Annotated in this window: 21 protein-coding genes; 12 read left to right on the top strand and 9 right to left on the bottom strand. The window is 72.7% G+C overall.

What is annotated here, in order from left to right:
• On the top strand, nt 1–699 hold the full coding sequence (locus ACFVGS_RS04410) for an NUDIX hydrolase (protein ID WP_384408814.1): 699 nt from the start codon (nt 1–3) through the stop codon (nt 697–699).
• Between the two features lie 48 nt (nt 700–747).
• Nucleotides 748–1,947: a MarP family serine protease gene (locus ACFVGS_RS04405; protein ID WP_384408812.1), complete on the top strand. Its 1,200-nt coding sequence runs from the start codon at nt 748–750 to the stop codon at nt 1,945–1,947.
• Nucleotides 1,948–2,055: 108 nt separating this feature from the next.
• Here the strand turns inward: ACFVGS_RS04405 and ACFVGS_RS04400 are convergent, their stop codons facing one another.
• The 6 genes from ACFVGS_RS04400 to ACFVGS_RS04375 all read right to left on the bottom strand — a co-directional run bounded on the left by ACFVGS_RS04400 (nt 2,056) and on the right by ACFVGS_RS04375 (nt 10,072).
• Complete coding sequence (locus ACFVGS_RS04400) at nt 2,056–2,244, bottom strand: hypothetical protein (protein ID WP_384408810.1); 189 nt, start codon at nt 2,242–2,244, stop codon at nt 2,056–2,058.
• A gap of 130 nt (nt 2,245–2,374) precedes the next feature.
• The gene (locus ACFVGS_RS04395; RefSeq protein WP_384408808.1) at nt 2,375–3,322 is read right to left on the bottom strand and encodes an alpha/beta fold hydrolase; all 948 of its coding nucleotides are present in this window, start codon (nt 3,320–3,322) and stop codon (nt 2,375–2,377) included.
• Nucleotides 3,319–3,813, bottom strand: coding sequence for a phage holin family protein (locus ACFVGS_RS04390; protein ID WP_384408805.1), 495 nt, complete (start codon nt 3,811–3,813; stop codon nt 3,319–3,321). The genes ACFVGS_RS04395 and ACFVGS_RS04390 overlap by 4 nt, the downstream gene beginning before the upstream one ends.
• Nucleotides 3,814–3,850: 37 nt before the next feature.
• Nucleotides 3,851–5,248, bottom strand: coding sequence for a Na+/H+ antiporter NhaA (gene nhaA, locus ACFVGS_RS04385; RefSeq protein WP_385690277.1), 1,398 nt, complete (start codon nt 5,246–5,248; stop codon nt 3,851–3,853).
• Nucleotides 5,249–5,509: 261 nt separating this feature from the next.
• Entirely contained in the window at nt 5,510–7,465 is a 1,956-nt protein-coding gene (acs, locus tag ACFVGS_RS04380) for an acetate--CoA ligase (protein WP_385690274.1), read from the bottom strand.
• 195 nt (nt 7,466–7,660) lie between these two features.
• Nucleotides 7,661–10,072, bottom strand: a complete 2,412-nt coding sequence (locus ACFVGS_RS04375) for a SulP family inorganic anion transporter (protein WP_385690272.1) — start codon at nt 10,070–10,072, stop codon at nt 7,661–7,663.
• A 370-nt stretch (nt 10,073–10,442) separates the two neighbouring features.
• Here ACFVGS_RS04375 and ACFVGS_RS04370 point away from each other — a divergent pair, with 370 nt between their 5' ends.
• Entirely contained in the window at nt 10,443–11,747 is a 1,305-nt protein-coding gene (locus ACFVGS_RS04370; RefSeq protein WP_385690269.1) for a hypothetical protein, read from the top strand.
• A gap of 16 nt (nt 11,748–11,763) precedes the next feature.
• Here ACFVGS_RS04370 and ACFVGS_RS04365 read toward each other — a convergent pair whose 3' ends face one another.
• A complete protein-coding gene (locus ACFVGS_RS04365) occupies nt 11,764–12,750 on the bottom strand; it encodes an ATP-binding protein (RefSeq protein WP_384408794.1) in 987 nt (328 codons plus the stop codon).
• Nucleotides 12,751–12,852: 102 nt separating this feature from the next.
• On the opposite strand from ACFVGS_RS04365, the gene ACFVGS_RS04360 reads away from it, so the two are divergent.
• Nucleotides 12,853–13,671: a Fic family protein gene (locus tag ACFVGS_RS04360; RefSeq protein ID WP_384408792.1), complete on the top strand. Its 819-nt coding sequence runs from the start codon at nt 12,853–12,855 to the stop codon at nt 13,669–13,671.
• Between the two features lie 399 nt (nt 13,672–14,070).
• Here ACFVGS_RS04360 and ACFVGS_RS04355 read toward each other — a convergent pair whose 3' ends face one another.
• A complete protein-coding gene (locus ACFVGS_RS04355) occupies nt 14,071–14,943 on the bottom strand; it encodes an HAD family hydrolase (protein WP_384408790.1) in 873 nt (290 codons plus the stop codon).
• A 495-nt stretch (nt 14,944–15,438) separates the two neighbouring features.
• Between ACFVGS_RS04355 and ssd the strand changes: the two genes are divergently transcribed.
• The 7 genes from ssd (at nt 15,439) to ACFVGS_RS04320 (ending at nt 20,578) form a co-directional block, all read left to right on the top strand.
• Complete coding sequence (gene ssd / locus ACFVGS_RS04350) at nt 15,439–16,662, top strand: septum site-determining protein Ssd (protein ID WP_385690265.1); 1,224 nt, start codon at nt 15,439–15,441, stop codon at nt 16,660–16,662.
• Nucleotides 16,659–17,810, top strand: a complete 1,152-nt coding sequence (locus ACFVGS_RS04345) for a TadA family conjugal transfer-associated ATPase (protein WP_385690262.1) — start codon at nt 16,659–16,661, stop codon at nt 17,808–17,810. The genes ssd and ACFVGS_RS04345 overlap by 4 nt, the downstream gene beginning before the upstream one ends.
• Nucleotides 17,807–18,664, top strand: a complete 858-nt coding sequence (locus ACFVGS_RS04340; protein ID WP_385690259.1) for a type II secretion system F family protein — start codon at nt 17,807–17,809, stop codon at nt 18,662–18,664. The genes ACFVGS_RS04345 and ACFVGS_RS04340 overlap by 4 nt, the downstream gene beginning before the upstream one ends.
• Entirely contained in the window at nt 18,661–19,437 is a 777-nt protein-coding gene (locus tag ACFVGS_RS04335; RefSeq protein ID WP_384408653.1) for a type II secretion system F family protein, read from the top strand. Before ACFVGS_RS04340 ends, ACFVGS_RS04335 begins: the two co-directional genes overlap by 4 nt.
• A 259-nt stretch (nt 19,438–19,696) precedes the next feature.
• The gene (locus ACFVGS_RS04330; protein WP_361585035.1) at nt 19,697–19,834 is read left to right on the top strand and encodes a DUF4244 domain-containing protein; all 138 of its coding nucleotides are present in this window, start codon (nt 19,697–19,699) and stop codon (nt 19,832–19,834) included.
• A gap of 10 nt (nt 19,835–19,844) precedes the next feature.
• A complete protein-coding gene (locus tag ACFVGS_RS04325) occupies nt 19,845–20,177 on the top strand; it encodes a TadE family type IV pilus minor pilin (RefSeq protein ID WP_384408651.1) in 333 nt (110 codons plus the stop codon).
• A gap of 44 nt (nt 20,178–20,221) precedes the next feature.
• Nucleotides 20,222–20,578: an Rv3654c family TadE-like protein gene (locus tag ACFVGS_RS04320; protein WP_385690256.1), complete on the top strand. Its 357-nt coding sequence runs from the start codon at nt 20,222–20,224 to the stop codon at nt 20,576–20,578.
• Between the two features lie 266 nt (nt 20,579–20,844).
• Here the strand turns inward: ACFVGS_RS04320 and ACFVGS_RS04315 are convergent, their stop codons facing one another.
• Entirely contained in the window at nt 20,845–23,520 is a 2,676-nt protein-coding gene (locus ACFVGS_RS04315) for a DEAD/DEAH box helicase (protein ID WP_385690253.1), read from the bottom strand.
• Nucleotides 23,521–23,600: 80 nt separating this feature from the next.
• Between ACFVGS_RS04315 and ACFVGS_RS04310 the strand changes: the two genes are divergently transcribed.
• Nucleotides 23,601–23,954, top strand: coding sequence for an STAS domain-containing protein (locus ACFVGS_RS04310; RefSeq protein WP_384408645.1), 354 nt, complete (start codon nt 23,601–23,603; stop codon nt 23,952–23,954).
• Nucleotides 23,955–23,958: the final 4 nt, after the last annotated feature.

The following is a 23,958-nucleotide window of genomic DNA, read 5'->3' as shown; positions in this document are numbered from 1 at the left end:
ATGACGCGCACTGACGAAGAGGTCCACGGGGCGGGCGGCCTGCTCAGCCGTGAGGGGCTGCCCGACTGGCTGGCGCCGGTCGACCGCGCGGCCCGCACGGTCGAGCCGGAGCAGCTCAGCCGCTTCCTGCCGCCCGCGGACGGCGCGGGGCGGCAGTCCGCCGTCCTCATCCTCTTCGGCGAGGGCCCGCGCGGGCCCGAGCTGCTGCTGATGGAGCGCTCCGGCAGCCTCCGCTCGCACGCGGGGCAGCCGTCCTTCCCCGGCGGCGCCCTCGACCCCGAGGACGGCGACCCGGCCGCCGGCGGGCTGCTGCGGACCGCGCTGCGCGAGGCCCGCGAGGAGACCGGCCTCGACCCGGCCGGCGTCCAGCTCTTCGGCGTCCTGCCCCGGCTCTACATCCCGGTGAGCGGCTTCGTCGTCACGCCCGTGCTCGGCTGGTGGCGCACGCCCAGCCCCGTCGGGGTCGTCGACCCCGCCGAGACCGCCCGGGTCTTCACCGTCCCCGTGGCGGATCTCACGGATCCCGAGAACCGTGCCACCGCGGTCCACCCCAGCGGTCACCGCGGCCCCGCGTTCCTCGTCGAATCGGCTCTGGTCTGGGGTTTTACGGCCGGAGTGATCGACCGCATCCTTCATTTCGCGGGCTGGGAGCGCCCCTGGGACCGGTCCAAGCGGGTCCCGCTGGACTGGAGGTCATGACAGGCTGGCCCCGGGGCGACCGATGACGAATCTGCGAGGCTATTGACGGTGAACGTGCTGGACATCCTGTTGCTGCTCGCCGCCGTGTGGTTCGCGATCATCGGTTACCGCCAGGGTTTCGTGGTCGGCATCCTCTCGGTGATCGGCTTCCTCGGGGGCGGCCTCGTCGCGGTCCTGCTGCTGCCGGTCATCTGGAACCAGCTGACCGACCACAGCCAGGTCACCACGACGGCGACGGTCGTCTTCGTGATGGTGGTCATCGTCAGCGCCTCCGTCGGCCAGGCCTTCACCACCCACCTGGGGAACAGGCTGCGCCGGCACATCACCTGGACTCCCGCGCGCGCCCTGGACGCCACCGGCGGCGCCCTGGTCAACGTGGTGGCCATGCTCCTGGTCGCGTGGCTGATCGGTTCTGCACTGGCCCGCACCGCGATGCCCACCGTGGGCAAGGAGGTCCGCAGCTCCAAGGTGCTGCTCGGCATCTCCCAGGTGATGCCGGATCAGGCGCCGAGCTGGTTCGACGACTTCACCTCCGCGCTCGCCCAGAACGGCTTCCCGCAGGTCTTCAGCCCCTTCGCCAACGAGCCCATCACCGAGGTCCGGGCGCCCGACCCGGCGCTCGCCGGCAGCCCCGTCGCCGCCCGCGCCCAGCGCTCCATCGTCAAGGTCGTCGGCACCGCGCCCAGCTGCGGCAAGGTCCTGGAAGGCACCGGCTTCGTGTTCGCCGAGCGCCGGGTCATGACCAACGCCCATGTCGTCGGCGGCGTCGACGAGCCGACCGTGCAGATAGGCGGCGAGGGCAAGCTCTACGACGCCAAGGTCGTGCTCTACGACTGGAAGCGCGACATCGCCGTCCTCGACGTGCCCGGTCTGGACGCCACGCCGCTCCAGTTCACCGACCAGGACGCCCGCAGCGGCGACGACGCCATCGTGGCCGGCTTCCCGGAGAACGGCTCGTACGACGTCCGCTCGGCGCGTGTCCGCGGCCGGATCGCCGCCAAGGGACCCGACATCTACCACCGCGGCGAGGTGCGCAGGGACGTGTACTCCCTGTACGCGACGGTCCGTCAGGGCAACTCCGGCGGCCCGCTGCTCACCGCGGACGGCAAGGTCTACGGCGTGATCTTCGCCCGCTCGCTCGACGACGCCAACACCGGCTACGCGCTGACGGTCGACGAGATCCAGGAGGACATCCTCCGCGGCCGCGCCGCCAACCAGCAGGTCGACAGCCAGGGCTGCGCCCTCTAGCCCGCTCCCTTGCCCGCGTACGGGCTCCGCGCCGGGTACGGCCTCCACGCCCGCGTACGGGCTCCATGCCCGCGTATGGGGTCCGAGCCGCGTACGGGCTGGGTACGGCTATGTACGGGTGTGCCGCAGCCGGGCCGACACCCAGCGGGCCCGGCGGCGGAGGATGCGGGAGATCCCCACGTCCCGCGCCGGGTGCGGGTAGCCCTGGTCCTGCGTGCCGCCCCGCTCCGGGGCGTCGGATCCGCCGATCGAGCGGCGGTCGCGTGCTGTGTCACCGTAGTCGTGCGTCCAGCCCATACCCGGACGTCTGCCCGGGCCCCAAGGTCGGTAACCGCCCCGGGGCCCGCCAATTGGCGTATGCGCGAGGCACATGGCAGTTCGAGGGACGCCTGTGCGTCGGCGGCCACCACGGCCGGGCGACGGGCCGTCAGCGGTCCGGCTCGGGGTCCTTGAGCCAGTTGACGAGCTCCGTGGTGAACGCCACCGGGTCCTCCTCGTGGGGGAAGTGCCCGAGCCCGTCGAACAGCCGCCAGCGGTAAGGAGCCTCCACGTACTCCCCGGAGCCGGCCGCGCTGCGCGTCCGCATCACCGGGTCGAGCGAGCCGTGCAGATGCAGCGTGGGCACCCGCACCGGCCGCTTCATGCGCCGGTTGAACTGGATGCCGTCCGGGCGCGCCAGGGAACGCACCATCCAGCGGTACGGCTCGATGGAGCAGTGCGCGGTCGACGGGATGCACATCGCCCGCCGGTAGACGGCCAGTGCCTCCTCGTCGGCAGCCGAGCGGGGATGCGGGCCCGACCAGTCCTGGATCAGCCTGCCCACGAGTGCCGCCTCGTCGGCCACGAGCTGACGCTCCGGAATCCACGGGCGCTGGAAGCCCCACACGAAGGAGCCTGCGCGGGTCTGCGCGAAGTCGGACAGCATCGCCGAGCGCCAGCGGCGCGGGTGCGGCATCGAGGAGACCACGAGCCGGCGCACGAGCTTGGGCCGCATCACCGCCGCCGTCCAGGCGAGGTAGCCGCCCAGGTCGTGGCCGACGAGCGCCGCGTCCGGCTCGCCGAGCGAGCGGATCACGCCGGTGATGTCGAGGGCCAGGTTGGCCGGGTCGTAACCGCGGGGCGTGCGGTCGCTCCCGCCGACCCCGCGCAGGTCCATGGCCACGGCCCGGAAGCCGGCGTCGGCGAGCGCGGGCAGCTGGTGGCGCCAGGTCCACCAGAACTGCGGGAAGCCGTGCAGCAGCAGCACCAGCGGGCCGTCGCCCATCTCGGCGATGTGGAAGCGGGCACCGTTGGCCGCGACGTCGCGGTGGGTCCACGGCCCGTCGATGCGTACGGGGCTTCCGCCGTTGGCGCTGCTGCTCTCTGGGACGGTCATGCGGACGAGCGTGCCACAGTCTCGCCCTTGGCCAGGGCGACTCGGGCCGCGTCGGCCGCGGGGCGCGGGTGCGGCTTGACGTTCTGCATGATCGCCGCGGTCTGCTTGGCCGAGGCGATGGACTTCTCCGGCTTCTTGACCTTGCGGAACTTCGCGTAGGCGAGCAGGCCGAGCAGACCGGCGAGCAGCACGTTGGCCGTGAAGGACAGCAGGAAGCACCAGACCATGTTCCAGCCGCCGTTGCCGTTGTGCCCGCCGGTCCAGGTGTTGATGGCGTAGGCGAGCGCGAAGCTCAACATCGGCAGGGAGAACAGCAGCACCACGCCGGCGGCGATGCCGGCGGCGCTGCCGATCGCGCCGCGCTTGACGTCCTGACGGATCTCCGCCTTGGCGAGGGCGATCTCGTCGTGCACCAGGGCGGACATCTCGGCGGTCGCCGAGGCGACCAGCTGGCCGAGGCTGCGCTCGGTTCCGTCGAACGGGTCGCTCATGGCTGCTCCCTCTTCTCCTGTGTCGTCTGCCCTCAGATCATGCCGGACGGTCGGCCTCCTCGCGCGATGCCCCCGCCAGTTGGGCGCGCTCTCTGTGCTCCGCGGCCTTCCGCTCGTAGATGTCGGCCATCCGCAGGTGGTACTCCGGCGTGTGCTCCTCGTAGATGTCGGGAATGCCGTCGTGGTCCTCGTCACGCTCCTCCTCCGCGCACAGCGCCTGGTACTTGCGCACCCGCAGCTTCAGCAGCACGGAGGCGAGCACGGCGGCTATGAGCGAGCCGACCAGGACGGCGGCCTTGACCTCGTCCATGAGGGCTGCGTCGTCGGCGAAGGCCAGTTCCCCGATGAGCAGCGAGACGGTGAAGCCGATACCGGCGAGGGTCGCGACGGCGAAGACGTCCGCCCAGGCCAGGTCGGGGTTGAGCTGGGCCCTGGTGAAGCGGGCGGTGAGCCAGGTGCCGCCGAAGATGCCGATCGCCTTGCCGACGACGAGTCCGAGGACCACGCCGAGGGTGACGGGCTGGGTGAACACCTCGCCGATTGCCCCGCCGGAGAGGGAGACCCCGGCCGAGAACAGCGCGAACAGCGGCACCGCGAGGCCGGCGGATATCGGGCGGACCAGGTGCTCGATGTGCTCGCCGGGGGAGTGCTCCTCGCCGTCCCGGGTGGTGCAGCGCAGCATCAGGCCCATGGCGACGCCGGCGATGGTGGCGTGGACGCCGCTGTTGTACATCAGTCCCCAGATGACCAGGGCCAGCGGCACGTAGACGTACCAGCCACGGACGCCCATGCGCAGCAGCAGCCAGAAGAGCGCGAGTCCGGCGAAGGCGCCTCCGAGAGCGGCGAAGTTGAGGTCGCCGGTGAAGAAGATCGCGATGATGAGGATGGCGAACAGGTCGTCGACGACGGCGAGGGTGAGCAGGAAGGCCCGCAGCGCCGAAGGCAGCGAGGTGCCGATCACGGCCAGGACGGCGAGCGCGAAGGCGATGTCGGTGGCGGTGGGTACGGCCCAGCCGTCCATGCTCCCGTCGCCGATGGTGTTGACCAGCGTGTAGACCAGGGCGGGCACCGCCATGCCGCACAGGGCCGCGACGACGGGCAGGGCGGCGGCCTTGGGGTCGCGGAGCTCGCCCGCGACCAGCTCGCGCTTGAGCTCGATGCCGGCGACGAAGAAGAAGATCGCGAGCAGACCGTCGGCGGCCCAGTGCTGGATCGACAGGTCGAGGCCGAGGGCGGCCGGCCCGATGTGGAAGTCCCGTATCGTCGCGTAGCTGTCCTTGAGGGGCGTGTTGGCCCAGACGAGGGCGACGACCGCGGCGACCAGGAGGAGCACGCCGCCGACGGTCTCGGTGCGCAGGGCGTCGGCGACGAACCGGCGCTCGGGCAGGCTCAGACGTCCGAGGAACCTGCGGTCGGTGGGCGTGGGCGCGGTCACGGTGTGGACCTCCGGTCGGTGGGCAGCACAGAGCACATGCCGACCAGACTTCCCGGCGCACCTCGGTTTTCCTGACGCGTCGCTGACGCGATCCTTACTTTACCTAAAGATGCCCGGCGGTGCCTGGTGATCTTCACTTTAGGTGCATAGCCGGACACCGGCACCCCCTGTGGACAACCGCCTGTGGACAACTTTCCGGGCATGCGGAAGCGCCCGCCGCGGAGTCCGGGACGGGCGCTTTCACCTGCGCTTTTCGGCTGCTCAGTCCTCGCTGGACGCGGCCGGCAGCTTGGTCTGGATGAGGTCCATGACCGACGAGTCCGTCAGCGTGGTGACGTCGCCCAGCTCGCGGTTCTCGGCGACGTCGCGCAGCAGGCGGCGCATGATCTTGCCCGAGCGGGTCTTGGGCAGCTCGGCCACCGGCAGGATCCGCTTCGGCTTGGCGATCGGGCCGAGGGTCGCGCCGACGTGGTTGCGCAGCTCGGTGACCAGTCCTTCGTCCTCGCTGGCCGTACCGCGCAGGATCACGAAGGCGACGATCGCCTGGCCGGTGGTCTCGTCGGCGGCGCCGACGACCGCCGCCTCGGCGACGGACGGGTGGGAGACCAGCGCGGACTCGACCTCGGTGGTGGAGATGTTGTGGCCCGAGACGAGCATGACGTCGTCGACCCGGCCGAGCAGCCAGATGTCGCCGTCGTCGTCCTTCTTCGCGCCGTCGCCGGCGAAGTACTTGCCCTCGAAGCGGGACCAGTAGGTGTCGATGAAGCGCTGGTCGTCGCCCCAGATGGTGCGGAGCATCGACGGCCACGGCTCGGTCAGCACCAGGTAGCCGCCGCCCCCGTTCGGGACCTCGTTCGCCTCGTCGTCGACGACGGTGGCCGAGATGCCGGGCAGCGCGCGCTGTGCCGAGCCGGGCTTGGTCTCGGTGACACCGGGCAGCGGGGAGATCATCATCGCGCCGGTCTCGGTCTGCCACCAGGTGTCCACGATCGGGCACTTGTTGGCGCCGATGTGCTCCCGGTACCAGATCCAGGCCTCCGGGTTGATCGGCTCGCCGACGGAGCCGAGGACGCGCAGCGACGACAGGTCGAACTTGGCGGGGATGTCGTCGCCCCACTTCATGAACGTGCGGATGGCGGTCGGCGCCGTGTAGAGGATGGTGACGCCGTACTTCTGGACGATCTCCCAGAACCGGCCCTGGTGCGGGGTGTCCGGGGTGCCCTCGTACATGACCTGGGTCGCACCGTTGGCCAGCGGCCCGTACACGATGTACGAGTGGCCGGTGACCCAGCCGATGTCGGCGGTGCACCAGTAGACGTCGGTCTCCGGCTTGAGGTCGAAGACGGCCTGGTGGGTGTACGCGGCCTGGGTGAGGTAGCCGCCGGAGGTGTGCAGGATGCCCTTCGGCTTACCCGTCGTGCCGGAGGTGTAGAGGATGAAGAGCGGGTGCTCGGCCTCGAACGGCTCCGGGGTGTGCTCGGTGGACTGGCGGGCGACGATGTCGTCCCACCACACGTCGCGGCCCTCGGTGAAGGCGGTGTCCTGCCCGGTGCGGCGGACCACGAGGACGTGCTCGACCTGCGGACAGCGGGCGACGGCCTCGTCGATGGCGGGCTTGAGCGCGGAGGGCTTGCCACGGCGGTAGCCGCCGTCGGCGGTGACGACCAGCTTGGCGTCCGCGTCCTGGATGCGGGAGGCGACGGCGTCGGCCGAGAAGCCGCCGAAGACCACCGAGTGGGCGGCGCCGATGCGGGCGCAGGCCAGCATGGTGATCGCGGCCTCGGGGATCATCGGCAGGTAGACCGCGACCCGGTCGCCCTTGCGGACGCCCAGCTCGGTCAGGGCGTTGGCGGCCCTGGAGACCTCGTCCTTGAGCTCGGCGTAGGTGATCGCGCGGCTGTCGCCCGGCTCGCCCTCGAAGTGGATGGCGACCCGGTCGCCGTTGCCCGCCTCGACGTGGCGGTCCACGCAGTTGTACGCGACGTTCAGCTCACCGTCGGCGAACCACTTGGCGAAGGGCGGGTTCGACCAGTCGAGGGTCTCGGTCGGCTCGGTGGCCCAGGTGAGCCGCCTCGCCTGCTCGGCCCAGAAGCCCAGCCTGTCCGCCCTGGCCTGCTCGTACGCCTCCGCCGTCACATTGGCGTGCGCGGCCAGTTCGGCGGGCGGCGCGAAGCGGCGCTCTTCCTTGAGCAGATTGGCCAAGGATTCGTTGCTCACGACTTCTCCCTTTCCCAGGGCGTCTTATGTGCCTGTGTGTCCCGCGTCATAGCTCATCAGGCGGATGCCCGGGTGACAAGAGCCTCCGGGTAATTGGTTTAGACCTGTGGGGTGACATGCGGAGGTGACCCCTCGCTCCCCGAGCGGAAGGGAGCGAGGGGTCACACACTGGCACGGACGAACGGAAGGAAAGGTTCAGGACGCGCGAGCGGCCTGCCAGACCCCCGGGTACGCCTCCGGCGCCACGGCGGCGGAGGCCACGGCGGGTGCCACGGCCGCCGGCGGCACGTGGTTGAAGACATCGTCGTAGCTGTGCACCTCGTCCGTCCCGGCCAGCAGATAGGCCTGCGCCTCGCCCACGTGGAAGTACATCCCGTGCAGGGTCAGCGTCCCTTCCGCGAGCCGCCGCGCCACCGACTCGTACGCCTTCAGATGCTCCAACTGCTGCACGACGTTGGTCAGACAGAGCTGCTCGACCGCGTCGGCCGGCAGCCGGCCGGAGATCCTGGCCCAGGCGTGCCGGCGGCTCGCCATCCGCTCCAGACTCGGCCGGCCGTGCCGCAGCCAGCGCCGCAGCGGGCTCGGCGGGTCGTCCGGGCCGCCGTTCAGCAGGGCCTGCATCGCGCCACAGCCGGAGTGCCCGCAGACCGTGATCGACTCGACCCGCAGCACCTCCACCGCGTACTCGATCGCCGCCGCCACCGAGTCGTCCCCGCTCTCCTCACCCGGCAGGGGCACCAGATTGCCCACATTGCGCACGGTGAACAGGTCGCCGGGACCGCTCGACGTGATCATGCTGGTGACCAGCCGGGAGTCGGCGCAGGTCAGGAAGAGCTGCGAGGGCGTCTGGCCTTCCCGGGCGAGCCGCGCCAGCTCGTCCCTGACCAGCGGCGCGGTGTCCCGCTGGAACGCGCCGATGCCGCTCGCCAGCCGGTGACCGGTCGTGTGCCGGGTCTCGTCGGCCGGCTGCTCGCCGCACTGGTGGTTGCGCCACGGCGTCCAGGGCCGGCAGCAGGAGTGGGACCCGTGGTCCCGCGCGGACGCGTCCTCGGGCGGGGCGTCGGCGATCCGGCCGCCGGACGGGCCGGTCGTCTCCACCGTGCCGCCACGGGACAGATGCGCGGCCTGCCAGTCGTGCAGCGCCTCGTACGCCGCGTGGTCCATGAAGGAGCCGTCCAGCTCCACCACCACGGCGGCACCCGGCGGGATCTGGTGCAGGGCCCGGCTCAGTCGCGGCACGGCGAGGAAGGTCAACTGGCCGCGGATCCGGATGAGATGGAGCCCGTCCTTCTCCTCCCGGGTGATCCGGGTACGGGCGAGGCGGTGCAGCGCGACGGCGACCGCCACCGCGATCCCGAGGCCGACCCCCTCCAGGAGGCCGACGAACACCACGCCCGCCAGCGTCACCACGTACACCAGCGCTTCACGGTGACGGGTGACCGTGCGGATGTGCGTGATGCTGACCATCTGGATGCCGACGACCATGACGAGGGCGGCGAGCGCGGGCAGCGGGATGAGGTCGAGGACCGGGACGAGGAACAGGGCCGCGAGCACGATCCACACGCCGTGCAGTATCGACGAGTTGCGGCTGACGGCTCCGGCCGAGACGTTCGCGACGCTGCGCACCGCGACCCCGGCCACCGGCAGGCCGCCGAGAGCCCCGGACACCACGTTCGCCGCGCCCTGGCCCGCGAGTTCGCGGTCGAGCCGCGAGCGGGGGACCGCGGCCGCGCCGGTGTCGGCGGCGCGCTTCGCCGCCAGCTTGTCGACGGCGACGGCGGACAGCAGTGACTGCACGCTGGTCACCAGCGTGATGGTGAGCACCCCGGCCGCGATCCCGAGGAAGGGCCCCTCGGGGAGGCCGGGCAGCGCGTGGCTGCTCCAGGAGGGCAGGTCGACCCGCGGCACGCCGAACCCGGCGAGTGTCGCGACGGCAGTGGCGGCGGCCACGGCGACGAGCGCGGCGGGAGCCGTACGCAGCAGCCGGCCCGTACGGCCGGGCAGGCGCGGCCAGAGCAGCAGCAGGCCGACGGTGAGGGCGCTCACGACGAGCGCGGCGGGCGAGGTGTCCGCGAGCTGGGCGGGCAGCCCGAGCGCGTTGTCGACGGCGGAGCTCTGGGGGTTGCCGCCGAGCACGATGTGCAGCTGGGCGAGAGCGATGGTCACGCCGATGCCGGCCAGCATCCCGTGCACGATCGCGGGGGACACGGCGAGGGCGGAGCGGGCCACCTTGAGGGCCGACAGGCCGAGTTGGGCGAGCCCGGCGAGCACCGTGATGGCGCAGGTCGTGCGCCAGCCGTAGAGCTGGATCAACTCGGCGGTGACCACGGTCAGTCCGGCGGCCGGGCCGCTGACCTGGAGCGGGGAGCCGCCGAGGCGTCCGGCGACGATGCCGCCGACGGCGGCGGCCACCAGACCCGCCTGCAGCGGGGCACCGGTGGCGAGCGCGATGCCGAGGGAGAGCGGCAGCGCGATCAGGAAGACGGCCACGGACGCGGAGAGGTCCGCGCCGTCCAGCCGGAAGCGGCGTCGGGGGCTTTCCGGCGGACTGTGGGGCCGCTGGACGCGGGGTCGGTTGGTCGTGCGGGCAGGGGTGGTGAGAGTCATGTCCCGTCTCCTCCGGGGGCAGCGCGGTCGCGGCTCATGCGGGGTGCAGCGGCGGGGCCATCGAGCGTTCTCGACCAGCGAGGATCAACGCTCAGTAAATGAAGAGTAATGGAGAGTAAAGACTCCGGCATTATTTTCGGGGCAAACGGGGCAAGGATTCACCGGATCCGGTGACAGAACGTGGTCATGCCGCTTGTCGTTGCCGCTCTCCGGCCGCCGCGGTGCGACGTTGACGCCGCTTGTACGGAAATCCGAGGAACCGTGCGAAGGGGCAGGCGGGCGACTGCGCAACCCGGGACCCGCCGCACGGCGCAATCCAGGACGCACCGCACGAGGCAACCGAGGACGCAGACCGAGGAGAGGTGGGCGGATGTCAGCCGCCGGGAGAAGGACCACTGTCCACAAGAGGGCGCTCACCGTCGGCGCGCTCGCCGTCGCCCTCGCGGCCGGGCTCGCCGGCTGCTCGGGCTCCGGCGGTTCGGCCCCGGGCGGGGCGCCGGGCGCGGGGGCGAAGAAGGAACCGGCCGCGGCCCCGCAGGCCGCGGTACGGCTGATCGGCGACGGCTCCACCGCCTTCACCGGACAGCAGCCCCACCAGCCGACCTGGCAGCGCCTGAAGCCCGGTCAGGAACCGCCGCAGTTCGTGGTGTTCTCCTGGGACGGCGCCGGCGAGGACAGCCAGCGGCTGTTCTCGCACTTCCGCAAGGTGGGCCGGCAGTACGGCGCGACCATGACGTACTTCCTCAGCGGGGTGTACCTGCTGCCGGAGGACAAGCGCGAGCTGTACGACCCGCCGAAGCACTCCCCGGGCCGCTCGGACATCGGCTTCAACGACGTCGAGGGCATCCGCGACACCGTGCGCGAACTGCGCGGCGCGTGGGAGGAGGGCAACGAGATCGGCACCCACTTCAACGGCCACTTCTGCGGCAAGGAGGGCGGTGTCGGCACCTGGTCGGTCGAGGAGTGGAAGAGCGAGATCAACCAGGCCAAGTCCTTCGTCAAGAACTGGAAGACCAACGCCGGTCTGAAGGCGGAGAAGCCGCTCCCGTTCGACTACGACAAGGAGCTGGTCGGCGCCCGTACGCCGTGCCTGGAGGGCCGGAAGAACTTCGTCCGGGCAGCGGCGCAGATGGGCTTCCGCTACGACACCAGCGGCGTCAACGACCAGATCTGGCCCAAGAAGGACCAGGGCCTGTGGGACCTGTCGATGCAGCTCGTCCCGGTGCCCGGCCGTGCCTTCCAGACGCTGTCGATGGACTACAACTTCCTCGTCAACCAGTCCGGCACGACGAAGGGCGACCCGTCGATGCACGAGTTCTGGGGCAACCAGATGCGCGACGGGCTGGTGCAGGCCTTCGAGCGCTCCTACCGGGGCAACCGGGCGCCGCTGATCATCGGCAACCACTTCGAGTCCTGGAACGGCGGCACCTACATGCGCGCCATCGAGCAGACCATCGCCACGGTCTGCGTGCAGAAGGACGTCAAGTGCGTCTCCTTCCGCCAGCTCGCCGACTGGCTCGACGCCCAGGACCCGGACGTCCTCGCCAAGCTCCGCACCCTGAAGGTCGGCGAGGCCCCGCCGGCCGGCTGGAAGTCCTTCCTCGCCCCGCAGCCCGCCCTCCCGGCCGGCTCGGCGGCCCCGGCGGCCGGGGCCAGGCCGACCGAACGGCGCTGAGCCCCGGCCCGTGCCGTCAGCTGGGCTGGGGGACGGCCAGGCGTTCGTCCAGGACGAAGCCGGGGTCGACCTGCGCCGCCAGGTCGGCCCCCGTCTTGGCGTTGCCCCAGCTCTCCGCGTTCCGCAGGTGGAAGTGGACCATCTGGTGCGTGTAGCGCTCCCAGTCGCGGTGGGCGTACGAGTCGTCCGCCGCGTTCTGGAGGGTCTGCAGGGCCGTGCGGTTGGCCGCCTCAAGGAGATCGAAGCGGGGCGGGCGGCCCTTCTCCATGGAGCGGACCCAGTCGGAGTGGCCGACCGTCACCAGCAGGTCCTCGCCGACCTCGGAGCGCAGGAAGTCGACGTCGTCCGCCCCCTGCACCTTGTTGCCGACCACCTTCAGGGCGACTCCGAAGTCCCGCGCGTACTCCTTGTACTGGCGGTAGACGGAGACGCCCTTGCGGGTCGGCTCGGCCACCAGGAACGTCATGTCGAAGCGGGTGAACATGCCGGAGGCGAAGGAGTCCGAGCCGGCCGTCATGTCGACCACGACGTATTCGTCCGGCCCGTCCACCAGGTGGTTCAGGCACAGCTCCACGGCGCCGACCTTGGAGTGGTAGCAGGCCACACCGAGGTCGGACTCCGTGAACGGGCCCGTCGCCATCAGCCGCAGTTCGCCGTCGTCGAGCCGTACCGGCCGTGCGCAGGCCTCGTACACCGGGTTGTCCTCGCGCACCCTGAGCAGCCGCGAGCCCTCCCCAGGCGGCGTCGTCTTGATCATCGTGTCGGCGGAGGCGATCCGCGGATTGGAGCCCCGCAGGTACTCCTTGATCAGCGGCAGGTGCGCACCCATCGCGGGCAGCGCGGAGGCCTCTTCGTCGGAGAGGCCGAGCGCCGCTCCGAGGTGCTGGTTGATGTCCGCGTCGACCGCCATGACCGGGGATCCGGCGGCGGCGAGGTGACGGATGAAGAGCGAGGACAGCGTCGTCTTGCCGCTGCCGCCCTTCCCTACGAAAGCGATCTTCATGTTCACCTAGCGTAGTGGCATGAATGCTGCGCGTGGTCAAGGTGCGTGAAGAAGACCACTCCAACGTGGGGTGGGGGCCGTGGGCGCGTAGCCTCGCTACTTATGAGTACGCACGCCTCTGACCCCCTGGCCGCCCTCGGCTCCCTGCCGGGCGTCGCCGACTCGGTGGACTCCGTACGCAAGGCCGTCGACCGGGTCTACGGCCACCGCGTGATGCGCCGCCGCAGCAACGAGATCACCTCCGAGGCGGCGCTGCGCGGAGCCCGTGGCTCTGCCGCGCTCGCGGGCGCCGACTGGGCCCTGGAGGAGGTTCGCCGGCGTACCGACTTCGGTGCGGACCCGGAGGCCCGCACCGTCGGCGCGGCGCTGCGGCTGACCGCCGAATGCGGACAGCTGCTCTCCATCTGGCGCCAGTCGCCGCTGCGGGTGCTCGCCCGGCTGCACCTGGTCGCCGAGGGCGAGCCGCTCGACTCGACGGGGCGGCCGCGGCAGGCTGGCGAGCCGGTCGACGAGACGCTGGTCGAGGCGCCGCTGCCGGACCCGGCCGAGGTCTCCGGCAGGCTCGACGGGCTCGCCGACCTGATCATCGCGGGCGGCGACGCCCCGGCGCTGGTCACGGCCGCCGTGGTGCACGGTGAACTGCTGGCCCTGCGGCCCTTCACCTCCCACAACGGTCTGATCGCGCGGGCGGCGGAGCGGATCGTGCTGGTCGGCAGCGGTCTCGACCCGAAGGCGATCTGTCCGGCCGAGGTGGGCCACGCGGAGCTGGGGCGGGCGGCCTATCTGGCGGCCTTCGACGGCTACCTGTCGGGGACGCCGGAGGGCATGGCCGCATGGATCGCGCACTGCGGGCGTGCGGTGGAGCTGGGTGTCCGCGAGTCGACGGCCGTCTGTGAGGCGCTGCAGCGCGGCGCGGCCTGAGAAGCCCCTGACATGGGTTGCGGCGGTACCAGACTTCGGTACCGCCGCTGGCACGTCCACCCAGTTACCAAGCGTCCTCGATATGTGCCCATCAGGCGGGGAACTTTGCCCTTCGCCTGGTGCGGCTGGCCCTTAATCGAAGGGTCGACGTCGCGTGGGTGCCAGGTTTCTGTGCGTCAGGTCCGTGGGGCCGTTCTGCTCAACAGGTGATCCTCTCGGATGTCCTAGGTCTCGCGGGCCTGATTCCTTTCTACTCCTGTCGGCGAGGAAGCGAAAGTCCTGGCTCCGCTTCTTTGCGTTCCGTTCAAATCCGGGCAAAGCGAGTGGCAAGTTCCGAGGTCCGGGCGTCGGCCGGGCGGCGGGTGCGCCGCCCGGTGAGGCGCCGGCTCAGGGCGCGGCTCAGGCGGTGGCCCCGGCCGCGAGCCTCGCCAGCGCGGCCTGCCGGCGGCGGCTCGCGTACCAGACGAGACCGGCGGTGGCGGCCGCCGCGCCCACAGCCGCCGCGGCGACGAGTGCCGGGCGGGGCGGCAGGCGGAACTCGGGCAGCCGCTGCTTGAGCCGCACCGGCCGGTCGAAGACGAGGACCGGCCAGTCCCGGGCCGTCGCCTCGCGGCGCAGGGCCCGGTCGGGGTTCACCGCGTACGGGTGGCCCACCGCTTCCAGCATCGGCAGATCGGTCGCCGAATCGCTGTACGCGTAGCAGCGGGACAGGTCGTAGCCCTCGGACTCGGCGAGCTCCCTCACCGCCTCCGCCTTGGTCGGGCCGTACGCGTAGTACTCCACCTCACCCGTGAAACAGCCGTCCTCGCCGACCACCATCCGGGTGGCGACGACGCGGTCGGCGCCCAGCATCTCGCCGATGGGCTCGACGACCTCGGCCCCGGAGGTCGAGACGATCACGACGTCGCGGCCGGCGGCGTGGTGGTCCTCGATGAGCGAGGCCGCCTCGTCGTAGATGAGCGGGTCGATCAGGTCGTGCAGGGTCTCGGCCACGAGCTCCTTGACCTGGGCGACGTTCCAGCCTTTGCAGAGCGCGGAGAGATATTCGCGCATCCGCTCCATCTGGTCGTGATCGGCGCCCCCGATCAGGAACACGAACTGGATGTACGCCGTCCGCAGTGCGGCACGGCGACTGATCAGCCCGCCCCGGTAGAAGGACTTGCTGAAGGTCAGCGTCGAGGACTTCGCAATGACCGTCTTGTCCAGGTCAAAGAAGGCGGCTGCGCGCGGCATCGAGTGGTTTTCCACGAGCTGAGCATAGGTGCCCGCCATTCGGCGTACGCTGGGGCGCGTGGGTTTGCCTGAGAAGGCTCTCGGGTACACCATGGAAGTCACGGATCGTTCGCGACCGTGCTAACCCGGACCGGCTCCTCCCCCCCCGAGTCGGCCGGAGAGACGACCCCCGCTCTCCCCCCCGGCGGGGGTCGTCGCATGTCCGGACCTGGTCCGGACCTGTTTTCTCCTCGATCTTCCCTCATCCCTGCCCCTCCTCGCCCGACTGTGCCGCCGCGCGGCCGGGTGGACGCGCGACGCCCGGTTTCGTCACTCAGCGTAGTCGAGAGGCTGCTCTCCGGGCAGTACCGGTTTGGGTGGCGAAGTTATTCACAGGCGGCGGGTTATCCACAGTTTTTGACCAAGATCCACAAGTTTTTCCCGATGGCTGCACGGTGATTCCGGTCGCGAAGTCCGCGAACCGCAGGAATCACGTGAGGGGTGTGTGCCGTGGAGGGACCGAAGACTTCCGGAACGCCGACGCGAGGCGCGGCGATGGGGCGGGCGGTCGCGGGAGCGGCCATGGGTTCGCGCACGAGCGCGAGCGCGTATGCCGGCGCGAGTACGGGCTCGGGCGTGGACGGGGGCTCAGGCGTGGGTTGGGGCGTGGGGGTGGGCTCGGGCGCGGGTGTGGGCTCGGGCGCGGGAGAGGGAGGCGGGCGGGCAGCACGGCCGCTGCTCGTCACCGAGGACCTGGCACTCCTCGACGACCTGCTGCGGCTGTGCGCCGCCGCGGGCGCCGAGCCCGAGGTGCACCACACGGTGCCCGAGCGCCGCGCGGCCTGGACGGACCCGCCCCTGGTCCTCGTCGGAGACGACGCGGCGGCCCGCTGCCGCGGCGCCACGCGAAGGCCGGGAGTGCTGCTCGTGGGACGCGACCCGGACGACCCGGGCGTATGGCGGCGCGCCGTCCGGATCGGCGCGGAGGACGCGCTGACCCTGCCCGACGACGAGGGCCGTGTCGTCGACCTCATCGCCGACGCCGTCGAGGGCGTGGGGCGGCAGGCGCTGACCGTCGGCGTCATCGGCGGTCGAGGCGGCGCGGGAGCGTCCACGCTGGCCTGTGCGCTGTCGCTCGCCGCCGTCCGGGCCGGGCAGCGCACCCTCCTCGTCGACGGCGACCCGCTCGGCGGCGGACTCGACGTGCTGCTGGGCGGCGAGCGCGCCGAAGGGCGGCGGTGGCCCGACTTCGCCGCGTCGAAGGGACGGGTGGCGGGCGCGGCCCTGGAGGAGTCGCTGCCGTCGGTGCGCGGGCTGCGAGTGCTGAGCTGGGACCGGGGTGACCCGGTGCTCGTGCCGCCCGAGGCGATGCGCTCGGTCCTCGCCGCAGGCCGCCGGCGCGACGGAGTCGTCGTGGTCGACCTGCCCCGCCGGATCGACGGCACCGTCACCGAGGCCCTCGCCCAGCTCGACCTCGGCCTGCTCGTCGTCCCCGGCGAGCTGCGGGCCGTCGCCGCCGCCCAGCGGATGGCCGGAGCCGTCGGCACCGTGCTGCGCGATCTGCGCGCGGTCGTACGCGGTCCCTACGCCCCCGGGCTCGACGAGCAGTGGATCGCCGACGCCCTGCGGCTTCCCCTCGCCGGCGAGCTTCCCTGCGACACGGGCCTCGCGACGGCCGGGGACGGCGGACCTCCGCCCGGCTCCGAAGTCCGCGGCGGCCTCGCCCGCTTCTGCTCCGCCTTCTGGGAGCGCGTCCTCGTACCGGAGCGTGCGGCATGAGCGGCACGGGACTCCTCGACGCCGTGCGCCAGCGGCTCGCGGAGAGCGGCGCCGAACCGACCCCGGCACGCGTCGCGGCGGCACTGCGGGCCCAGGGGCGGCTGCTCGGCGACGCCGAAGTGCTGGGCGCGGCGGAGGAACTGCGCTGCGAACTGATCGGCACAGGCCCGCTGGAGCCGCTGCTCGCCGACCCGAGGGTGACCGACGTCCTGGTCTCCGCGCCCGACCGGGTCTGGGTGGACCGCGGCACGGGACTCGAGGCGACCGGTGTGACGTTCCCCGACGCCGCGGCGGTACGGCGCCTCGCGCAGCGGCTCGCGGCGGTCGCGGGGCGCCGGCTCGACGACGCCAGGCCCTGGGTGGACGCGCGGCTCCCGGACGGCACCCGCATGCACGCCGTCCTGCCGCCGGTCGCCGTCGGCTCGACCTGTCTTTCGCTGCGAGTGGTGCGGCCGAGGGCGTTCTCCATGAGCGAGCTGGCCGAGGCGGGCACCGTCCCGCCGGGCGGCGAGCCGGTGCTGCGGGCACTGGTCGAGGCCCGGGTCTCCTTCCTCGTCAGCGGCGGCACGGGCTCGGGCAAGACGACTCTCCTGTCCACCCTGCTCGGCCTGGTCGGTCCGTGCGAGCGGATCGTCGTCGCCGAGGACTCGGCCGAACTGCGCCCCGACCACCCACACGTGGTGCGTCTGGAGGCTCGACCGCCCAACCAGGAGGGCGCGGGACTCGTCACCCTGCGGGACCTGGTGCGGCAGGCGCTGCGGATGCGGCCTGACCGGCTCGTGGTCGGCGAGGTCCGGGGCGCGGAAGCGGTCGACCTGCTCGCAGCCCTCAACACGGGCCACGAAGGCGGCTGCGGCACGGTCCACGCCAACGCGGCCGCGGACGTGCCCGCCCGGCTCGAGGCGCTGGGCACGGCCGCTGGGCTCGACCGTGCCGCGCTGCACAGCCAATTGGGCGCCGGGCTCTCGGTGGTGCTGCACGTGGTGCGGGACCGATCCGGAATCCGGCGGATCGCCGAGGTGCACGTTCTCGAACGCGACCGGCAGGGCCTGGTGGTGACGCTTCCCGCGCTGAGCTGGGCACCGGGTGGCTTCCGGCGGGAGCCGGGCTGGGAGCGGCTGCGGTCGCTGATCGGAGGCGGACGATGACGACGACGGGCGCGGCGGCGCTGTGCGCGGTTCTCGCACTGTGGTGGACGGCCCGGCAGGAGCGGGCGGCCCGCAGGGCCCGGGCGGTCCTGGCGGCCCCGGGAGGCCCGGTGGAGAGCTGGACCTGGGCCGCGGCGCCCGCGGTCGCCGCGCGCTGGTGGAGCGGACTGCGCGGCCGGCCGGAGTGGCTGTGCCTGCCGGTGGCGGCACTGCTCGCCCTGCTCGGCTCCTCACCGCTGCCGCTGCTCGCGGGGGCGGTCGCGGTTCCGCTGACCGGTCGCCGGCTCAGGGCGGCGCGGGCGCGACGGGAGCGGAAGGCGCGCGCCGACCGGGTCGTCGCCCTATGCGGGACGGTCGCGGGAGAGCTGAGAGCCGGCTGGCAGCCCGCCCAGGCACTGGCGTTCGCCGCGCGCACCACGGGCGCGCTCGGCGGCCAGGAGGCGGCGGTTCTCGCGGCGGCCCGCTTCGGCGGGGACGTGCCGGAGGCGCTGCGCCGGGCGGCCCGTGACGAGGGTGCCGAGGGCCTGGCCGGGATGGCCGCTTGCTGGCAGGTCGCCGTGGATGGAGGCGCGGGCCTCGCCGCCGGCCTCGACCGGCTGGAGGCCGCGCTGCGGGCCCACCAGGACCAGCGGGAGCGGCTGCGGGCCCAACTGGCCGGTGCCTGGGCGACGGTGGCCGTCCTCGCTGTCCTGCCCGTCGCCGGACTCGGCCTCGGCGCCGCACTCGGTGCCCGCCCGCTGTGGGTGCTGCTCCACACGCCTGCGGGCCTCGCCTGCCTCGCCGTCGGCGGTGCCCTGGAGACGGCGGGGTTGTGGTGGGCGGCCCGGATCGTGCGGGGAGGTGAGCGGTCGTGACAGCCGTCCTCGCCGTGCTGTGCGCCCTCGCAGCGGCGGCCCTGGCCCTGGCCGGCCGACGCCGCGACCGGCGGGCCCGCGCCCGGACGGCGGCCCTGCTGGGAGTGGGGAGGTCACCGGGGAAGCCGCTGGGGAAGTCGCCGGAGAGCAGACGCAGACCGGCGCTTCCGGCTCGGGTACGGGCCTGGGGTGTGCCGTGTGCGGCGGGCCTCGCCGGGTTCGCGCTGATCGGCGGACTTCCCGGGTTGCTGGTCGGAGTCGGCGGGGCCTGGGCGCTGTGGCTGTGGCGAGCACGGCGGCCGCACGCAGGGCGCGAGGAACGAGACGAGGAGACGGCGCGTCAGCTCCCGCTCGCGGCAGACCTTCTGGCGGCGTGCGCCTCGGCCGGGGCGCCGCCCGGGGAGTCGGCGGACGCGGTGGGCCGGTCGCTTGGCGGCCCCGTGGGCGAGCGGCTCGTCCGCACCGCTGCCGAACTGAGACTCGGCGGAGAACCGGCCGACGTGTGGCGGAGGTTCGGCGAGATACCCGGTGCGGTTGGGCTGGCCCGCTGTCTGGAACGCGCGGCCTCCTCCGGGGCGCCCGCGGCCGATGCCGTGGCACGCCAGGCGGAGGCACTGCGCGCGGCCCGCGCCCGAGCGGCGGCAACCCGGGCACAGCGCGCCGAGGTGCTGATCACCGCGCCGGTGGGGCTGTGCTTCCTGCCCGCGTTCCTGGCGGTCGGTGTGGCTCCGGTGGTGATCGGCCTGGCGAGCGGACTGCTCGGCGGCCGGTGAGAACGAAGTGGACGAGAGATCACGAAGAGGTACGGAAATGAAGCTCAGCGAGGTCGGTCAGCTCAGTCACGTCGGCGAGATCGGTGACATCGGTCATCGCGGTGACGTCAGTCGCGTCCGTCAGGACAGGGCTTGCGGGGAGGCCGTCGAGTCCAGGGAGTGCAGGAAGTCCAGGAAGCGCGGGAAGGGCGGGGGCTCGGGGAGCCGGCTGCTCGGATGGTGGCGGGACCGGACGGCGGCGGCACGCCGCGACACGGGCATGAGCACGACGGAGTACGCGATGGGCACGATCGCCGCCGCGGCCTTCGCGGCCGTGCTCTACAAGGTGCTCACCAGCGGCACGGTGAGCAAGGCGCTGGAATCGGTGATCGGGAAGGCTCTCGATGCGCCGTTCTGACCGGGGATCGGTGACCGCGGAGACGGCGGTCGCACTGCCCGCCCTCGTCCTCTTCACCGCGGCCCTGCTCTGGGGACTGGCAGCAGCCGCCGCACAGATCCAGTGCGTGGACGCCGCCAGGGCCGGGGCGCGGGCGGTCGCCCGCTCCGAGCCCGTCCCGGCCGCCGAGGCAGCGGCCCGGGCCGCTGCTCCCGAGGGCGCGACCGTCACGGTGGCACGGGAAGGCGAGCTCTGGCGGGTGAACGTGGAGGCGACCGCGCCGGGGCCCGGTGGGCTCGGGCTGACGTTGCGGGCCGGGGCGGCGGCGCTCGCCGAGGACACGGTAGGGGAGGCGATCCCATGAGGAGCGCCCGCCGGACATGTCCGGCCGACAGGGGTGCGGCCACGGTGTGGACCGCGTTCGCGGCCTGCGCGCTCTGCGTCGTCTTCGGCGCGGTGCTCGCCCTCGGCCAGGCCGTCGCGGCCCGTCACCGCGCGGGCGCGGCTGCCGACCTGGCGGCCCTCGCCGCGGCCGGCCGCACCCTGTGGGGCGAGCAGGACGCCTGTGCGGCCGCGGCCCGCGTCGCGGCGGCGCAGGGCGCCACTCTGGTCCGCTGCCAGGTCCGCGATGACATCGCCGACGTCACCACGCGCGTGGCGCACCCTCCATGGGACCCGCAGTCCCGCGCCCGCGCGGGCCCGCCTGCCCTCCCACCGGCCGGAAGAGCGTCTCCGGCCGGCCCTGACCCGCCGGACACGCCCTAGGGCCTGCGGCGGATCAGAGCCGAACAGGCCCTAGGCCGTCTCTTCCGGATCTTGGCCGGGTCCGCGACGCCTGGCACGGCACCTCGCCGCGTTGCCGAAACGCCCCGATAGCTCCTTCCCCAAGCTCTCGGCTTCGCTCGAGCAGGGGAGACCCCATTCGCGACGCTCCGGCGCCTTGCGATGCTTCGCCTCGGCCCTGGCGGGCCTGGGGAGACCCCATGCACCAGACGCCGCGGCCTGTCCGGCCCTGATCCGAAAGAAACGGCCTAGCCGCCGCTCGCCCGCCGGGGCCGGCCGGGCTCGTCCGTGCCCTCGGGAGAGGCGCCGTCCGCAGACGCGTCTGCTGCGGCCCCACCGTCCCGGGTTCGACCCGCCCGGGCCCCACCGTCCTGGGGCCCACCGTCTCCGGACCCGCCGTCCCGGGGTTCACCGTCCCCGGGCCCACCGTCCCTGGGTCCACCGGCCCCGGACAGGTTCTCCTCCGCCGTGGATTCCTCGGGGGCGCCCCGCAGGAGTTCCGTGAGGAGGCGGACGGCGCCGCGTTTGTGGAGGGGGTCGTTGCCGTTGCCGCATTTGGGGGACTGGATGCAGGACGGGCAGCCCGCGTCGCACTCGCAGGAGGCGATGGCCTCGCGGGTGGCGGTGAGCCAGGCGCGGGCGGTGTGGAAGGCGCGTTCGGCGAAGCCGGCGCCGCCGGGGTGGCCGTCGTAGACGAAGACGGTCGGCAGCAGGGTGTCGGGGTGGAGCGGGACGGAGACGCCGCCGATGTCCCAGCGGTCGCAGGTGGCGAAGAGCGGCAGCATGCCGATGGAGGCGTGTTCGGCGGCGTGCAGGGCGCCGCCGAGGATCTCCGGGTTGATCCGGGCGGCGTCGAGCTGGTCCTCGGTGACCGTCCACCACACGGCCCGGGTGCGCAGGGTGCGGGGCGGCAGGTCGAGCTTGGTCTCGCCGAGCACCTCGCCGGTGATCAGACGGCGGCGGAGGAAGGAGACGACCTGGTTGGTGACCTCGACGGAGCCGTAGCAGAGGCGGCCGGCTCCCCAGGGGATCTCGGTGTCGGTGGACAGGACGGAGATGGAGGTGGTGTCGCGGGCGGTGGTCGAGTAGGGCGGGTTCGCCTCCTCGACGAGGGCCACGGAGTCCTTCAGGTCGAGCTCGCGGACCAGATAGGTGCGGCCCTGGTGGAGGTGGACGGCACCCTCGTGGACGGCGGCGTGGGAGGCGGCCTCGTCGACCGTGCCGAGCAGCCGGCCCGTGCCGGCCTCGACGATCCGTACGGGGCTGCCGCCGCCGCCCCGGATGTCGGCGAGGTCGGCGGCGCGCTCGCGGCGGGTCCAGTACCAGCCGGTGGAGCGGCGGCGCAGCAGGCCGGCGGACTCCAGCTGGGGCAGCAGCTCGGGCACGGCCGGGCCGAAGAGGGCCAGGTCGGACTCGGTCAGCGGCAGCTCGGCGGCGGCGGCGCACAGATGGGGGGCGAGGACGTAGGGGTTGTCGGGGTCCAGGACGGTCGACTCGACGGGCTGCTGGAAGATCGCCTCGGGGTGGTGGACCAGGAAGGTGTCGAGCGGGTCGTCGCGGGCGACGAGGACCGCGAGCGCGCCCTCGCCGGAGCGTCCGGCGCGCCCGGCCTGCTGCCACAGGGAGGCGCGGGTCCCCGGGTATCCGGCGATCACGACGGCGTCCAGGCCGGAGACGTCCACGCCGAGCTCCAGGGCGGTCGTCGCGGCCAGGCCGAGGAGTTCGCCGGAGTGCAGGGCCCGCTCCAGGGCGCGCCGCTCCTCGGGCAGGTAGCCGCCCCGGTAGGCGGCGACCCGGCGGGCGAGGGTGCGGTCGACCTCGGCGAGGCGTTCCTGGGCGATCACCGAGATCAGTTCGGCGCCGCGCCGGGAGCGGACGAAGGCGACCGAGCGGACGCCCTGCACGGTGAGGTCCGTCAGCAGGTCGGCGGTCTCGGCGGTGGCGGTGCGGCGGACCGGGGCTCCCTGCTCGCCGTGGAGCTCGGTCAGCGGCGGCTCCCACAGGGCGAAGACCAGTTCGCCGCGCGGGGAGGCATCGTCGGACACCTCGGTGACCGGCAGCCCGGTGAGCCGGCCCGCGGCGCGGGCGGGGTCCGCGGAGGTGGCCGAGGCCAGCAGGAACACCGGCTCGGAGCCGTAACGGGCGCAGACGCGGCGCAGCCGGCGCAGCACCTGGGCGACGTGGGAGCCGAAGACGCCCCGGTAGGTGTGGCACTCGTCGACGACGACGTAGCGGAGGGAGCGCAGGAACGAGGACCAGCGGGGGTGGGACGGGAGTATGCCCCGGTGGAGCATGTCGGGGTTGGTGAGGACGTAGTTCGCGTACTGGCGGACCCACTCGCGCTCCTCGACCGGCGTGTCGCCGTCGTAGACGGCGGGGCGGATCCGGTTGCCGAGCGGGGCGGCGAGTTCGCGTACGGCGCGCCGCTGGTCGGCGGCGAGGGCCTTGGTCGGGGCCAGGTACAGGGCGGTGGTGCCACGACCGTTCGCGGCCTCGCTGCCGTCGAGGAGAGTGGAGAGGACGGGGGTGAGATAGGCGAGCGACTTGCCCGAGGCCGTTCCGGTGGCGATCACCACGGAGGTGCCGTCCAGGGCGTGCTCGGCGGCTTCCGCCTGGTGGGCCCAGGGATGCTCGATCCCGGCCTTCTCGACCGCCGCGATCACTTCCGCCCGGATGCGGTGCGGCCAGACGGCATGGCGGCCCGCACGGGCGGGCAGATGCTCCGTATGAGTGATGCGCGCGGCCCGGCTCTCGCCTCGCGAAAGCCGGTCGAGGACCTCGCCGGGAGAGGGGCGGCTGCCCGTGTCTCCGGCGGGTCGGCTGGGGCGGTGATTCTCTGCCATCGGCACCGAGTGTGTCACCGGCGTGACGGACAATGCTCCCAAGGCGTCGTGCATGGCTGCCGGTAAGTGATTGAATGCCATCGCGGCCGGCGATCCGTCCCGTGGCTCCGCCCGGGAGACCCCGAGGGACGGCCGCTCGATAGCTAGGTGCTGGAGGACCCGTGGACCTGTCTCTGTCGACTCGCACTGTGCCCGGCCCCAACGGCGACCGTACGGTCGTCGAGGTCGGTGGCGAGATTGATGTGTATACCGCGCCCAAGCTGCGCGAGCAGTTGGTCGAGTTGGTGAACGACGGCAGCTACCACCTGGTTGTCGACATGGAAGGCGTGGACTTCCTCGACTCGACCGGCCTCGGCGTGCTGGTGGGCGGTCTGAAGCGCGTGCGCGCGCATGAGGGATCGCTGCGACTGGTGTGCAACCAGGAGCGCATTCTCAAGATCTTCCGGATCACCGGCCTCACCAAGGTGTTCCCGATCCACACGTCGGTGGACGAGGCCGTCAACGCCGCTGACTGAGGCC

Origin of the sequence: Streptomyces sp. NPDC127114 (genome assembly GCF_042677525.1) — a bacterium.
Taxonomy (GTDB): Bacteria; Actinomycetota; Actinomycetes; order Streptomycetales; family Streptomycetaceae; genus Streptomyces.
The sequence above is the reverse complement of the archived record's forward strand: the minus strand, read 5'-3'. Positions and strand labels throughout refer to the sequence as shown.